Raw genomic sequence first — 14,623 nt, 5'->3', positions numbered from 1 at the left:
TCGTGGAGATGTTGTGTTCGTGGGAGAGTTGATCGCTCTCCAGCGTGGAGCGATCAATCAGCCGATGGCTCATTTTCATTAAAGAAAAAATCTGCTCGAAACAGACTCTTAAGCTCGGCCCGGCGCTGTGAGAACAGCGAAAAGTCGCTTGCCACATCCTGAATATTTTCTGTGACCCTTACAAGATACCCATTATTCAGTTTTTCAATGGGAAAGCCTGATGCAGCAATCCGCTCAACATCGACCTCTTCAGCAAATTCATCGCCGTAGACCATGGCCCACCCCATATCCGGCACGACCGGATTCAAAGCCGCTCTGAATGAGCCGATTTGAAAACTATTATTTTTCGTATCAGGGCCGAGTTCGGGGTTACTGAAAAGGTGCAGCATTCCAAGCTGAGGGGGAAAAACTTCACTCCATGCCTTGAAGAGCGAATACCAATCGACTCTTTCGCTAATGGCCGAGCGTAAGTGGACTGAGCCTGGAACCAATCGCCCCCTGGCATTTCGCATCGTGTGAACAACGCTCCCGGTGCTTTTGATCGTTGTCTTTCTCCGCCAGGCGAAGTGGTCGTTAAACTCCGACAATGCGCCATTTACCCGCATGGTTCCCTTGGATGCCCACCACGCCTCAGTCTCGGCCACGCCCATGAACGACTCGACGAATTTATCCGCGTTGTGCGACACCTGCTCTGGAACAAGTAACCCCCCATCCCGGCTTAACGTCGCAAGGAGCGCCTCTCCAACGCCCCAACCACCGGTTTCAGACTTCGTCCTGATTGCGATCTGCACATAGGGCTTCATATATTTTTAAAATCTCGTCGATTCAAGCATGGCAGTATGCCATCTAACAAGTCACCTTTCGTTCAGCGATCCGTCATAGGCAGCCAATGGTGATACGCGAGGCGTGATTGAGCGTATCGGTAGGTTTTTTGATTGGGTGAGTCAAAATGCACACGGGCCCTCACCCTAGAATAACCGCTCACTCCCCCACCAGGCTCGACCATGAAACTGAGCAGCCACGCCTTCGCCGACAACACGGCCATCCCGGGCGAATACGCCTTCGCCGTTCCCGATGCCGCCCATCACTACGCGCTCTCGAGCAACCGCAACCCGCACCTGGCCTGGGTCGACGTGCCGCCAGGCACCCAGTCATTTGCGCTGGTGTGCCACGACCCGGACGTGCCCAGCGTCGGCGACGACGTCAATCAGGAAGGCAAACGCGTGGCCCTCAACCTGCCGCGCGTGGACTTTTACCACTGGCTGCTGCTGGACATCCCCGCCGGAGCCCGTGAAATCAGCGCCGGCAGCCATAGCGCAAGCATCACCGCCCATGGCAAAAGCGGCCCGCAAATCGTCGGCGGCCTGCGCCATGGTTTGAACGACTACAGCCTGTGGTTTGCCGGCGACCCACAGATGGCCGGTGACTATTTCGGCTACGACGGCCCCTGCCCACCGTGGAACGACGAACGTCTGCACCATTACATTTTCACCTTGTACGCACTGGACGTTGCGCACCTGGAGGTACAAGGTGCACTCAATGGCGCCGCCGTGCTGGCTGCGTTGCAAGGTCATGTTCTTGCCCAGGCCAGCCTGACCGGCACTTACACCCTGGCCCCTGACGAGCTGCTCAGCGTTGACTAAACCGCTCCCCGACCTGCGCGCCCAATGGCGCTTGCCCTCCGGCGCGCTGCTGCAACCCCAAGACGTGTGCACCCTCGCGCGGCCGCAGTTGGCGCGCGGGCACTACGCGCGGGACTTCCGCTTTTTCGAAGCCACATTGCTGGTGGTCACCTGTGGCGCATTGGTCGTGGAAAATGCCACCGGGCGCTGGGCGGTGGAAGACGCCGGAAGCCTGCTGGCCGTGGCCAAAAACACCCAGGTCAACGTGCAAAAGACCCTCGCCGATGACGGCGCGCCCTACACCGCGCAGTTCCTGACGTTTGCCCCGGCGCTGCTCACTGAATTTCATCAGCGTTACGGCCATGTGCTCACGCCGGCCTCTACAGTCGAGGTCTGCCGGCAAATTTCGCTGGATGAAGGGCTGAACGATTCGCTGCAGTTCTGCATTCGCGGCATTGAGTCACCAGACGTCTCGGGCCTCCAGCGCACCCACCGCGCATTGGGCCTGCTCCTGGCGCTGCAGGAGCGCGGCATTATCTACTCACGCCCCTCTGCACCAGGCCTTGCGGAGCGCTTGACCCACCTCTTGGCCAAGTCACCCGAACAGCCCTGGACCGCCGCGCTGGCTGGCCGTGAATTAGCGGTGAGTGAAGCGACCTTGCGCCGTCGGCTGGCAGATGAAGGGGTTAGCTTCAGTACGTTGCTGACGGAGATTCGCATGCACCACGCGATGATGTTGCTGCAGACGACGCACCTGGGCGTGTCGCAGATTGCGGATGCGTGCGGGTATCGGGCGCTGTCGCGGTTTTCGATGCGGTTCAGGAGCCGGTTTGGGTTTTCGGTGCAGGATATTCGGTAGGCAGGAAGGCGGCTCTCAAGGCCCGCCCCCTTTTTCGTGTTACTTAATCTTCTTAATCAATGTAGCCACCATCAGCTTAACAGTCCGTGTTGAAGCCTCAACCTCCTCGCTTAATGCGTGCACTACCCGCGCCGAATCAAAAAAATGTCCGGCAGAAAAAATAGATTCAATTGACTCAATGGCATGAATGGTGACCGACTCATCTTCAGACTTAGCCAACTCCAACAAAATATTGATAGCCCTCTCATCATTTGAGTCACTAAGAGATTCCGCGCATCGAACCTGCCAATCATCAGATTTCGCCTTAAGTACGGTCTCAAGCTTGAGCCAATCCGAACTATCAAACTCCGTAACTTTGGCGCGGGCGATATTCATGCCCAAGTCCGACCAATAGTCCTCTGAACCAATAGAGTCCAAAAAAAGCTCATACTCTTTAAACATTTTTCACCTGTCAGAACTTTGTCGGGTCAGTGCAACCCCGACCACAAGGATAGCCGGCGGTAACACGATCGCCCACCTTAATAACTTCAACATTTACCCCGTTTACCGTCGTTTGATGCAACGAGGCACCATCAGCTCTAGTCGCGAGCGCTGGCCCATTCCCGGTAGCCCGAACGGCACTCATCGTCTGCGCATCCGTCCACGACGCAGGAAACAAGGTACTGGTTTTAATCTTCGAAATATTCCTGTCATCGAACTGAGCTACCAATTTTGCATTTCGTGTTCCGTCCGGGTTGCTCGATAAGATCTCCACCGCATAATCGGGATGGGCATTACTAGCCTCACCCGAGCGCCAGAGAAGGAGGGAATTTATTTCCCATACCCTCGTCCGTCTAGTGGAGCCGGTCGCAGGATTGCCCTCAGTAGCAAACGAAGCGCCATTGGTAAGAGCCTCAATTCAAGCAGGGACCTCCCGGGTAATGCCGAATCCTTTCATTAGGGAGTGCTCTCGTAACAGCTGCGCTCTTCTGTGCTTTCTGCAAGTCTGAAAATTTTTTGTCAAAGCAGCTTGAGCGCTAATACTTATTACCTCATTAAAAGCTGTCGCGATGCCTTTTGCACCATTTTCAACTCAATAATTTTTCCATGGCTTCTGGTGACCCAATAGATATAAAACCCCACTCACGATCATCAAACTCACCAATCTGCTTAAACAGCAATCCACTTTCTTCACAGACGTGACAACAAAGACTAAAATCCTCAGCCACACTTCCAGACCACCCCGCATCAAGGATACGCTTAATATTAAAGTTTTTGGGTGTCGCAGCAACATATGAGCAACGCTCATTAACAATTACATCAATTACAGTTGCAATGGAACGTCCTGAAAGACGTAAGGCACCGAAAAACTTTAACTTCTCACAAGCCTCTACGGCAGATTCTTGTAAGTCACTACCACCTAAAATCTCACCCCCTCGAAACTTCAGTGCCCCCCACAACTTTCGATAGCGTACGATTCGAGTATCTGGCTGCCAAGCAGAGTTACCTAGAAATAACCAAACATCATACCCGGGCAGACCTTTATCAATCAGGCCATAAATAAAACTCAATACGCCCGCAAGTGAAACACTTGACCTATCAGTTACTAAAAAACTAGCCCCTGACAGTACTGAGCTCAAACTCTCTCTAGCCCAACGTGGGTTAATCACATCGTTAGTTATAGAAATATCAGGTGTACTCACGACTTGAAGATCAATAGTCATAATGATTTCCGGCTTCATCATTAAAGTGGGACCCACGATTTTGTGAGTTACCTGAACCGAAATCGTGACCTCCTGCATCATCACGAATCCTTACCGTTTTGAGCCCCCCACCTGATGCTGGAACCTCGAACTCATAGATTTTCCCCGGCTGAGGATTACCCCTTTTATCAACATTTGGTAGGACACGGCTAGGTTGCTGGCTTGTGGGGATGTCTGATTGGCGTTTAGCTTCATTGAAAGCTCCACTTCGTCCCGCATCTATAGGGCTCATATTCTCAGGAGCTGTGCCCTTTACACCAGCCTTGCCCGCGCCAAATGCAATTGCAGCCCACTTCGCAACTTCACTAACCTTATCAGGCTCAATATTGAAACCCAACCCCGCCGCAAAACTCCCCGCAGCCTCCACCACCCCAGACGCAATCCCAGCCTCCACAATCTGAAGCTGAGCCGTCATATTGGTTAGCTGTACCACCGTGAGTACCCGTTTCATATCATCCGGGATGGTGGCGTCGACTCGAGCTTGAGAGATGAGCTCGTGAGTCTTGTTGTAGTTCGCTACGTATTCCTGTGACGCCGCAAAGCAATCCTTGGGGCTGCGTTCGCAAAATGATTTCAGCGCTTTGTCATTGGCATCACTCAAGGATGCAAACTTATCTCTCACTTCATCGCAGTTGTTATTCTCGGTACACGTTCTAGCCTCCTTAATTAACGCCTCTACCTCTTGGTGGCCAAGGTGATTGAACGCTGTCGCTTGCTGCGAAACCCAGCCTGCAACTTGCTGATCTTTTTCACTCCCCCCGGCCACAGCTGCGGCGGTCATGCCCAGCAGCTGAGAAGTCATAGCCAGGACTTGATCATGGGCGATGCCAGGAAAAATCACGTCTCCATATTGTTCAATCAGCGCCTTGTTCGCACCTGCAGCCAGTGCTGATGTCGCGAAGTCACCTCCTGCTGCTTCGCCAATCAGCCCGCCGACAATGGCATGAACTGCAACCTTCGTAGGCAAGCCGGTACCAAGCAGGCGATCACCAACCTTGTCATAAATTGCGCCGGTGAGAGCGTCAGATGCCAAGCCAATTGCCGCTTGCCCAAGGTTGTCGACAAAATTACCACCATTCGACACGGTTTTAAGCGCTGCGCTTACAGCGAGTCGTGAGCCCACATTGAGATCAAAACCACCCATGCCACCGCTGACCCCCGCGACCACATATCCTTTCAAACTGTCGGCGGATGTCACATCTTTTAGAACGGCACCTAAATTTCCTCTGTTGTTGATTGTGCTTATCGCTGCGCCACTGGCCGCAGAAGTGATTACTGAAGTAATAGCAACGTTGGCCCAACCGGCAGCAGTCGCAGCGGTTGCGGCGGTAGCAGCCGTTGTTGCGGTCGCTGCAGTTGCCGCGGTAGCAGCAGTTCCCGCCGCCATCGCAGAACCAGATCCAGCAGTTGCTCCTGCAAGCGAGCCAACCCCAGCGCTAGCTGCACCCGCCGTTAACACAGTCACGATGATAATGATCGCCAGCATCGCCCCTTGCCCGAGGCTGGAGTTGCTGTACTTATACGAGTCGTGTGTTTCTTTGATCAGCTTCCAGTCAACATCGCCACGCTTTTCGGCATCCTTCAACCAGGCCATCTGCGGGTCGGCCTTGACCATCGCATCAATCGCCTGGCTAACCGTCTGTTGGTTAACCTGTTTGACATCGATGTGCAAACCATCAACGGCTTTGATGACGATATCGCCCTTGGCTGCCATTTGTGTCTGCCTGAGGGTCTCGTCGGTATTGCCCTTGCCACTCATGCTGTTCCAGGCAAGGCTGCTTTTGCTTTTAGCGTGGTTTTCCTGATGAAGGTCTTTCATACCCTCGAAGGTCACAGCACCGCCACTGACGATGGTCAGATCCTCACCACTGTCCAGTTTGGCAACCTGGAACTTCTGATCTCCCTGGCTCTGAATCGTGAGGTCACCACCGGTTTTTATTTCGCTGCCTATATTGGTGACCTTGGTCACTTCATCACGCTGGGTTTTCTTGCTGCCGAAACCACCCTTTTTCTTCATGTCATACAGTGAGTAATCACTGTCTTCTGCCGAGAACAATCCAAGGTTATTGCCCGCGACCAGATAAGCCTCATCCCCAGCGCTGATACGGCTTGCAATTAACGCCAGGTCCTTACCCGCACTTAAAGTCACGTCACCACCAGCACTCACCGTCGTAGCCACTTGGCTGACGTGATCTTCCTGGCGCTTGGTACTGGATGTCTTGCTATAGGAGTGCTGTTCATCAGCACCAGACGCCAAGAACAAGTCGCTGACTGCACTCATTGTGATGTCACGCTTGGCGTCTATTTCGCTGGCGATTGCATTCAGGTCGCGTCCTGCGCTGACTTTCAAGTCACGCCCGACCTCTACCTCGGAACCGCTCTGGGTGATGTCCTCGGTACGATTACGCTTCCCAGTACTCATCGTGTCGTGCTGTTGCGCGGCCACCAGATTAACGTCACGCCCTGCAACAATCGTGGTGTCATTACCACTTTCCAGCACGCCGCCTTTGCTGGTGACATCGCGACCCGCCCCGAGGCTGAGGTCGTTCGCAGCCTCTATGCGTGCCGCACTGTCGATGTAATCGGTCTGTTTTGAAAAGCCGACGTCATAACCCGCTCGGGTCACGCTGCGTTCGTTGATCACGTCGCCGTTGACGGCCGTCAACGACACATCGCGCCCGGTGATAATGCCGCCGGATTTATTGACGATGTTGTTGCCCGCCAGCAGGTCCAGGCGGTTGCCTGCTTCAATCAGGCCGCTGTTGATCAGATCGTTGCCCGCGACAGCTGACAGGTTGTTGCTGGCCCGCAAAGTACCCGCGTTCTCAAGGTTTTTACCGGCGATAAGGCTGACGTCCTGGCCCACAATCAACGCACCGTTAGGCGCCAATCGGTTATCGGCCTGGGCCAGGTAGACCACGGGCACCAGGACTTTTTCACCGTTGACCACCTGCTCTTCGAGCCACACGATATCGTGGGTTAACGCGGCTACTTGCTGGCCTGTCAACGACACGCCTACCGACAGGTCCAGTGACTGTTTGCTGCGGATGGCGTTGTCCATCAAGTAACGGAATACCGCTTCGTCCGAGGTCTTACCGTCGATGAAGCGTTGGCCGGTGCGGTCGACAATGGCTTGCTGGATCAGTCGTTGTTCGTAGAGGCCATCTCCCAGACGCTTGGCACTGTCGTCCGGGTTATAGCCCAACCCTGCGAGCAGGTAATCCGAGCTCATGAACTGTTTGAGGTCGGTCAGTACCGGGTTTGTTTCGATCAGGTATTTATGCGGCTGCGAGACCGCCTTGCTATCCGGCAAGCCCTGCACGCGATTGAGGGGTTGCCCGCTGACGGCCCCGGAAGCGCCCGCCGTTGTGGCCGCCAGAGGGGTGATGCCGGGCAAGTTGAAATCACCGGCCTGATTGGCGCTGACGCGGGTGTTTCGGTCCACGGTGGACACGCCCGGCACAACCAGGGTTGGCGTGCCTGCTGGTGTGGTCACGGCAGTGCTAGGATCGCGGTCGGAAGGGTTTAGACCGGCAAGATCAATACCGCTGACGGCGGGTGTACCCGCTGGATTGGCGGCAGAGATGCCGTCCAGCCGCGTGATATCGGCGCCGGAAGTGCGGCCCGGAAGACCGGTCACGGTGTCGGCGCTGGCGGTGCCTGAAGCATTGATTGCGCGGGCCTCGGCGGTGATGCCGCCAGCTTCACGCGACGCGACCGAGACTTGACGGGTGCTGGTCGTGACCTGAGTCGCGCCGTCGAGCTGGAGCGTACGCGCTTGGCCTTCAGCAAGCGCCTGCTGACGCTGGGCCAGGCTTACATCGGCGCCGCCCATGGTCCAGCTTTGCGAGCCAGTGCCCGACTGAGCGGTTTGCTGGGTGGCGGTGCCTTGCCCGCTCACGCGGAACAGGCCGTTTTGGCCGCTGGGAAGGCTAAAGCCGGGCAGCGTCAGTGGGTCGACTTTGCGTTGGGCAAGGTCAGGCGGCAATTGGCGGTTGAGGTTGATGACCGTGGTATTGCCGGTGCCTGCCGCTTGGGTATTGGTGCTGCGTGGTGCGCCGGTGGCCGTGGTAACGAACGAGCGTTCGACGCCGTTAGTGATTTTGTTGGTGGCGTTGATGGAAACGTTGCCGCCGGCTTGAATGGTCGCGGGTAAAAAAGTCGCCCCGGCGGCGGCAATCCTCGTTGATGTGCGGTTATCAGCTCAGGTTTAAGGCCCGCGCGGCAGCCGACACTCGGAACACGACGTGGGTTCCTTGCAGACTGCGCAATAGAGTGTTGCCATCACGCCCATTGATAGCCCCCTAACGAACCCCCCATGCTAGAGGGCTAACCTCGCGCTTATATCATTCCGAATGATAGTTACCTTTGTTTCATTCGATTCGTGACATAGCACATCGCCGCGCATGATCCGCCCATCTCAAATACATTGGCGGATGCACCTCATGGAACAGTCACTCAAACATTTGCGCTTCCCCTTGGCGATTTTGGCCGTGGTGGTGATGAGCGCATGCGGCAAAGCCCCGGAACAAGCGGCCGCCATGCCCCCTGCAAAAGTCAGCGTGGCCAAGGTGCTTGAACAACCGGTCAACGAATGGGACGAATTCACCGGTCGCCTGGAAGCCCCGGAAACCGTGCAGATTCGCCCGCGTGTGTCGGGCCAGATCGATCAAGTGGCCTTCACCGAAGGCGCGCTGGTGAAGAAAGGCGACCTGCTGTTCCAGATCGACCCGCGTCCGTTCCAGGCTGAAGTGCGCCGCCTTGAAGCCCAACTTGCCCAAACCAAAGCCGCCGCCACCCGTAGCGATAACGAAGCGCAACGCGGTGAACGCCTGCGCCAGAGCAATGCGATCTCCGCCGAACTGGCCGACTCGCGTACCACCGCTGCCCAGGAAGCCCGTGCTGCAGTCGCCGGGATCCAGGCGCAGTTGGACCTGGCCAAGTTGAACCTGAGTTTTACCCGCGTGACCTCACCGATCAGCGGCCGCGTCAGCCGTGCCGAAATCACCGCCGGCAACCTGGTGACCGCCGACGTCACTGCGCTGACCAGCGTGGTGTCCACCGACAAGGTCTACGCCTACTTCGACGCCGACGAGCGCGTGTACCTCAAGTACACCGAGCTGGCGCGCGAAGGCCGCCGTGGCGCTACCACCCCGGTGTACCTGGGCCTGTCCAACGAAACCGGCAACCCGCACCTGGGCCAGATGAACTTTGTCGACAACCAGGTCAACCCGGCCACCGGCACCATCCGTGGTCGCGCCGTGTTCGATAACAGCAAGGGCGAATACACCCCGGGCCTGTACGCACGCCTGAAACTGGTCGGCAGCGGCACCTACTCCGCCGTGCTGATCAACGACGAAGCGGTCGGCACCGACCTGGGCAAGAAGTTCGTGCTGGTGATGGACGGCGACAAGCCGGCTTATCGCGCGGTGGAACTGGGGCCGAAGATCGAAGGCCTGCGCATCGTGCGCAGCGGCTTGAACAAGGACGACACCATCGTCGTGAAGGGCTTGCAGCGCATTCGCCCGGGTTCGCCGGTTGCTCCGGAAACCATCCCGATGGCCAGCAAGGAAACCCTCGCCGCCTTGGCACAACAACGACAAGCGCTTGAAGCCAGCAACCTGGAGCAAGTGGCGCCGGATAAAGCCGCGCCCAAGCTCGCAGCCGTTGCGACTCCACGCGGTTAAGGGATACGACTCAAGATGAATTTTTCCAAGTTCTTCATTTCGCGGCCGATCTTCGCAGCGGTGCTGTCGCTGCTGATCCTGATCGCCGGTGCGATCTCGCTGTTCAAGCTGCCGATCAGCGAATACCCGGAAGTGGTGCCGCCGACCGTGGTGGTGCGTGCCAACTTCCCCGGCGCCAACCCCAAGGTCATCGGTGAAACCGTAGCCGCCCCTTTGGAGCAAGCCATCACCGGCGTCGAAAACATGCTGTACATGTCTTCGCAGTCGACCGCCGATGGCAAGCTGACCCTCACTATTACCTTCGCGCTGGGGACTGACCTGGACAACGCGCAGGTACAGGTGCAGAACCGTGTGACACGGACTCAGCCGAAGCTGCCCGAGGAAGTGACGCGTATTGGTATCACCGTGGACAAGGCCTCCCCCGACCTGACCATGGTGGTGCACTTGACCTCCCCGGACAAGCGCTACGACATGCTCTACCTGTCCAACTATGCCTTGCTCAACGTCAAAGACGAGCTGGCCCGCCTGGGCGGTGTGGGTGACGTGCAATTGTTCGGCATGGGCGATTATTCCCTGCGTGTCTGGCTGGACCCGAACAAGACCGCTTCGCGCAACCTGACCGCCACCGACGTGGTAACTGCCATTCGCGAGCAGAACCGCCAAGTGGCCGCAGGTGCTCTGGGTGCCCAACCTGCCCCGAATGCCACCAGCTTCCAGTTGTCGATCAACACTCAGGGCCGCCTGGTCACTGAAGAAGAGTTCGAGAACATCATCATTCGCTCCGGCGATAACGGTGAAATCACGCGCCTCAAAGACATCGCACGAGTAGAACTGGGTTCCAGCCAGTACGCCTTGCGTTCGTTGCTCAACAACCAGCCGGCGGTGGCGATCCCGATCTTCCAGCGCCCGGGCTCCAACGCGATCGACATTTCCAACGAAGTGCGCGACAAGATGGCGGAGCTGAAAAAGAGCTTCCCGGAAGGCATGGACTTCAGCATCGTCTATGACCCGACCATCTTCGTGCGCGGCTCCATCGAAGCGGTGGTTCACACCCTGTTCGAAGCGCTGATCCTCGTTGTATTGGTAGTGATCCTGTTCCTGCAGACCTGGCGTGCCTCGATCATTCCGTTGGTGGCGGTGCCGGTATCGTTGATCGGTACGTTTGCGGTGATGCACCTGTTCGGCTTCTCGCTCAACGCGCTGTCGCTGTTCGGCCTGGTACTGGCGATCGGTATCGTGGTGGACGACGCCATCGTGGTGGTGGAGAACGTCGAGCGGAACATCGAACTGGGCCTGGAACCGTTCCCGGCCACTGAAAAAGCCATGAGCGAAGTGACCGGCCCGATCATCGCGACCGCGTTGGTGCTGTGTGCGGTGTTCATTCCAGCGGCCTTTATCAGCGGCTTGACCGGGCAGTTCTACAAGCAGTTTGCCTTGACCATTGCGATTTCCACCGTGATCTCGGCCTTCAACTCGCTGACCTTGTCCCCTGCCCTCGCGGCCGTGTTGCTCAAGGGTCACGATGCGCCGAAAGACGGCTTCTCGCGGTTCCTCGACAAGTTGCTGGGCGGCTGGTTGTTCCGTCCGTTCAACCGCTTCTTCGTCAAAGCCAGCCACGGTTACGTCGGCACCGTTCGCCGGGTGATCCGCGGCAGTGGTATCGCGCTGTTCCTGTACGCCGGCCTGATGGTCCTGACCTGGCTGGGCTTTGCCCACACGCCCACCGGTTTCGTACCGGCCCAGGACAAGCAATACCTGGTGGCCTTCGCGCAACTGCCGGACGCCGCGAGCCTGGACCGCACCGAAGACGTGATCAAGCGCATGTCCGACATCGCGCTGAAGCAACCGGGCGTGGAAAGCGCCGTCGCATTCCCGGGCCTGTCGATCAACGGTTTCACCAACAGCCCGAACAGCGGCATCGTGTTCGTGACCCTGAAGCCGTTCGACGAGCGTAAAGACCCGAGCATGTCGGCCGGTGCGATTGCCGGTGCGCTGAACGGCAAATACAGCAGCATCCAGGAAGCCTACATGGCGATCTTCCCACCGCCGCCGGTACAGGGCCTGGGTACGATTGGCGGTTTCCGCCTGCAGATCGAAGACCGTGGCAACCTGGGTTACGACGAGCTGTACAAAGAAACCCAGAACATCATCACCAAGAGCCGTACCACGCCGGAGCTGTTCGGCCTGTTCACCAGCTACACGGTCAACGTGCCCCAGGTCGATGCTGCCATCGACCGCGAAAAGGCCAAGACCCACGGCGTGGCGATCAGCGACATCTTCGACACCCTGCAGATCTACCTGGGTTCGCTGTATGCCAACGACTTCAACCGCTTTGGTCGCACTTACCAGGTCAACGTGCAGGCTGAGCAGCAGTTCCGCCTGGATGAAGACCAGATCGGCCAGCTGAAAGTACGCAACAACAAAGGCGAGATGATCCCGTTGGCGACCTTCATCAAGGTCAGCGATACCTCGGGCCCAGACCGCGTGATGCACTACAACGGTTTCATTACCGCTGAAATCAACGGCAACGCCGCACCGGGCTACAGCTCGGGCCAGGCTCAGGCCGCGATTGAGAAGCTGCTGAAAGAAGAACTGCCCAACGGCATGACCTACGAGTGGACCGACCTGACCTATCAGCAAATCCTCTCGGGCAACACCGCACTGTTCGTGTTCCCGCTCTGCGTACTGCTGGCGTTCCTGGTACTGGCCGCCCAATACGAAAGCTGGAGCCTGCCACTGGCGGTGATCCTGATCGTACCGATGACGCTGCTGTCGGCCATCACCGGGGTCATCATCTCGGGCGGCGACAACAACATCTTCACCCAGATCGGCTTGATCGTACTGGTGGGCCTGGCGTGCAAGAACGCGATTCTGATCGTCGAGTTCGCCAAGGATAAACAGCAGGAAGGCCTCGATCCGCTCGCCGCGGTACTGGAAGCCTGCCGCCTGCGTCTGCGGCCGATCCTGATGACCTCCTTCGCGTTCATCATGGGTGTGGTGCCACTGGTGTTGTCCAGCGGTGCCGGTGCCGAGATGCGTCATGCCATGGGCGTGGCGGTATTCTCCGGGATGATCGGTGTGACCTTCTTCGGTCTGTTGCTGACGCCAGTGTTCTACGTACTGATCCGTCGCTATGTGGAACGCAGCGAAGCGCGCAAAGCGGCCAAGGCCTTGAAGCTGGAGACACAGCAATGAGCGTAAAAGTATTCCTGCCGAGCTTGCTGGTACTGGCGTTGAGCGCCTGTGCCGTGGGCCCGGACTATAAAACCGAGAAGCTGGAGGCGGCCAACATCACGGCCGCCGCCGACACCAAAAGCTACGACCACGCCAAGTACGAAGGCATCTGGTGGCAGCAGTTTGACGACCCGACCCTTAACCAGCTGGTCACTCAGTCGCTGCAAGGCAACCGCGATTTGCGCGTGGCGTTTGCCCGCCTGCGCGCCGCCCGCGCCATCCGCGACGACGTGGCCACCGACATCATGCCAGTGGTCACCTCTCGCGCCAGCAGCGATGTGGGCAAGGGCCAGATTCCGGGTCAAACCACCCAACGTGTGAACAGCGAGCGCTACGACCTGGGCCTGGACATGGCCTGGGAAGTGGACTTGTTCGGCCGTATCCGCCGCAACCTTGAGGCCAGCGATGCTGACCAACAGGTCGCCGAGGCCGACCTGTACCAACTGCAAGTCACCATGATTGCCGAACTGGTCGACGCCTACGGTCAACTGCGCGGCGCTCAACTGCGCGAACGCATTGCCCTGGACAACCTGAAGAACCAGCAGGAATCACGGGCCATCACCGTGAGCCTGCGGGATGCCGGCGTGGGTGATCAGCTCGATGTGGAACGTGCCGACGCGCGTTTGGCAGCAGTTGAAGCCAGCGTGCCGCAACTGCAAGCCGAGCAAGTGCGCGAGCGTAACCGCATCGCCACCCTCCTCGGCCAGCGCCCTGACAAGCTGACCGTGGACCTGAGCCCCAAAGACCTGCCGGCGATTGCCAAGGCCTTGCCGATCGGCGACCCGGGGCAACTGCTGCAACGTCGCCCGGACATCCTCAGCGCCGAGCGCAAATTGGCCGCCGCTACTGCCCGGATTGGCGTGGCCAAGGCCGACCTGTTCCCGCGGGTGAGCCTCAGTGGCTTCCTCGGCTTTACCGCCGGGCGTGGCTCGCAGATTGGTTCGGCAGCGGCGAATGCCTGGTCCCTGGGCCCGAGCATCACCTGGGCCGCCTTCGACCTGGGCAGCGTGCGTGCGCGGTTGCGCGGTGCGAATGCGGAAGCTGACGGTGCGTTGGCGACCTATGAGCAGCAAGTGTTGCTGGCGCTGGAAGAATCTGAAAATGCCTTCAGTGATTACGGCAAACGCCAGCAGCGCCTGGTTTCGCTGATTCGTCAGAGTGAGTCGAGCCGTGCAGCGGCTGATCTCGCGGCGATTCGTTATCGCGAAGGCACCGTGGATTTCCTGGTACTGCTTGACGCACAACGCGAGCGTCTGGCCGCTGAAGATTCTCAGGCTCAGGCCGAAGTGGATCTGTATCGCGGCATCGTGGCGATCTACAAAGCGCTGGGCGGTGGCTGGCAGCCGGACACGGTGGTAGCCAGCGCCAAGTGATGTAAAGAGCTCCTTTGGTTGGTCGCATCCAGCCAATTTTTAGCCCCGTGCCCCCTTCGGTCGCGGGGCTTTTTTTGCCTGCACTTTGAGGCCTTGCTCAATCAAA

At 57.9% G+C, this 14,623-nt stretch carries 11 protein-coding genes; 6 read left to right on the top strand and 5 right to left on the bottom strand.

The window, feature by feature from the left end:
* Positions 1-53 precede the first annotated feature (53 nt).
* The gene (locus tag ATI14_RS21525) at positions 54-791 is read right to left on the bottom strand and encodes a hypothetical protein (RefSeq protein ID WP_232620217.1); all 738 of its coding nucleotides are present in this window, start codon (positions 789-791) and stop codon (positions 54-56) included.
* A 213-nt stretch (positions 792-1,004) separates the two neighbouring features.
* Between ATI14_RS21525 and ATI14_RS21520 the strand changes: the two genes are divergently transcribed.
* Complete coding sequence (locus ATI14_RS21520) at positions 1,005-1,643, top strand: YbhB/YbcL family Raf kinase inhibitor-like protein (protein WP_016969231.1); 639 nt, start codon at positions 1,005-1,007, stop codon at positions 1,641-1,643.
* Positions 1,636-2,481, top strand: coding sequence for a helix-turn-helix transcriptional regulator (locus ATI14_RS21515; RefSeq protein ID WP_016969230.1), 846 nt, complete (start codon positions 1,636-1,638; stop codon positions 2,479-2,481). The genes ATI14_RS21520 and ATI14_RS21515 overlap by 8 nt, the downstream gene beginning before the upstream one ends.
* A gap of 39 nt (positions 2,482-2,520) precedes the next feature.
* Here ATI14_RS21515 and ATI14_RS21510 read toward each other — a convergent pair whose 3' ends face one another.
* The 4 genes from ATI14_RS21510 to ATI14_RS21495 all read right to left on the bottom strand — a co-directional run bounded on the left by ATI14_RS21510 (position 2,521) and on the right by ATI14_RS21495 (position 7,455).
* Positions 2,521-2,856: a HEAT repeat domain-containing protein gene (locus ATI14_RS21510; protein ID WP_231124418.1), complete on the bottom strand. Its 336-nt coding sequence runs from the start codon at positions 2,854-2,856 to the stop codon at positions 2,521-2,523.
* Positions 2,857-2,932: 76 nt separating this feature from the next.
* Positions 2,933-3,235: an EndoU domain-containing protein gene (locus tag ATI14_RS32010; protein ID WP_196775083.1), complete on the bottom strand. Its 303-nt coding sequence runs from the start codon at positions 3,233-3,235 to the stop codon at positions 2,933-2,935.
* A gap of 313 nt (positions 3,236-3,548) precedes the next feature.
* A complete protein-coding gene (locus tag ATI14_RS21500) occupies positions 3,549-4,184 on the bottom strand; it encodes a hypothetical protein (RefSeq protein WP_231124417.1) in 636 nt (211 codons plus the stop codon).
* Complete coding sequence (locus ATI14_RS21495; protein WP_457328125.1) at positions 4,174-7,455, bottom strand: DUF637 domain-containing protein; 3,282 nt, start codon at positions 7,453-7,455, stop codon at positions 4,174-4,176. The genes ATI14_RS21500 and ATI14_RS21495 overlap by 11 nt, the downstream gene beginning before the upstream one ends.
* Positions 7,456-8,227: 772 nt before the next feature.
* On the opposite strand from ATI14_RS21495, the gene ATI14_RS31690 reads away from it, so the two are divergent.
* The 4 genes from ATI14_RS31690 (at position 8,228) to ATI14_RS21480 (ending at position 14,517) form a co-directional block, all read left to right on the top strand.
* Positions 8,228-8,365 (top strand): hypothetical protein, encoded by a 138-nt coding sequence (locus tag ATI14_RS31690; protein ID WP_016969227.1) that lies wholly within the window; start codon positions 8,228-8,230, stop codon positions 8,363-8,365.
* Between the two features lie 303 nt (positions 8,366-8,668).
* Positions 8,669-9,910: a multidrug efflux RND transporter periplasmic adaptor subunit MexE gene (gene mexE / locus ATI14_RS21490; RefSeq protein ID WP_026083183.1), complete on the top strand. Its 1,242-nt coding sequence runs from the start codon at positions 8,669-8,671 to the stop codon at positions 9,908-9,910.
* Positions 9,911-9,925: 15 nt separating this feature from the next.
* Positions 9,926-13,105, top strand: a complete 3,180-nt coding sequence (locus ATI14_RS21485; RefSeq protein ID WP_016969225.1) for an efflux RND transporter permease subunit — start codon at positions 9,926-9,928, stop codon at positions 13,103-13,105.
* Positions 13,102-14,517 (top strand): efflux transporter outer membrane subunit, encoded by a 1,416-nt coding sequence (locus ATI14_RS21480; RefSeq protein ID WP_016969224.1) that lies wholly within the window; start codon positions 13,102-13,104, stop codon positions 14,515-14,517. Before ATI14_RS21485 ends, ATI14_RS21480 begins: the two co-directional genes overlap by 4 nt.
* Positions 14,518-14,623 lie beyond the last annotated feature (106 nt).

This window comes from Pseudomonas tolaasii NCPPB 2192 (assembly GCF_002813445.1).
Taxonomy (GTDB): Bacteria; Pseudomonadota; Gammaproteobacteria; order Pseudomonadales; family Pseudomonadaceae; genus Aquipseudomonas; species Aquipseudomonas tolaasii.
This window is presented reverse-complemented; position numbering and strand designations above follow the sequence as displayed.

Bases quoted from the DNA above. Each gene is read 5' to 3' on its own strand.
- ATI14_RS21520 (WP_016969231.1), top strand. From the start codon at position 1,005: ATGAAACTGAGCAGCCACGCCTTCGCCGACAACACGGCCATCCCGGGC.
- ATI14_RS21510 (WP_231124418.1), bottom strand. From the start codon at position 2,856: ATGAATATCGCCCGCGCCAAAGTTACGGAGTTTGATAGTTCGGATTGG.
- ATI14_RS21500 (WP_231124417.1), bottom strand. From the start codon at position 4,184: ATGACTATTGATCTTCAAGTCGTGAGTACACCTGATATTTCTATAACT.
- ATI14_RS21495 (WP_457328125.1), bottom strand. From the start codon at position 7,455: ATGAGCTCGGATTACCTGCTCGCAGGGTTGGGCTATAACCCGGACGAC.
- ATI14_RS31690 (WP_016969227.1), top strand. From the start codon at position 8,228: ATGACCGTGGTATTGCCGGTGCCTGCCGCTTGGGTATTGGTGCTGCGT.
- mexE (WP_026083183.1), top strand. From the start codon at position 8,669: ATGGAACAGTCACTCAAACATTTGCGCTTCCCCTTGGCGATTTTGGCC.
- ATI14_RS21485 (WP_016969225.1), top strand. From the start codon at position 9,926: ATGAATTTTTCCAAGTTCTTCATTTCGCGGCCGATCTTCGCAGCGGTG.
- ATI14_RS21480 (WP_016969224.1), top strand. From the start codon at position 13,102: ATGAGCGTAAAAGTATTCCTGCCGAGCTTGCTGGTACTGGCGTTGAGC.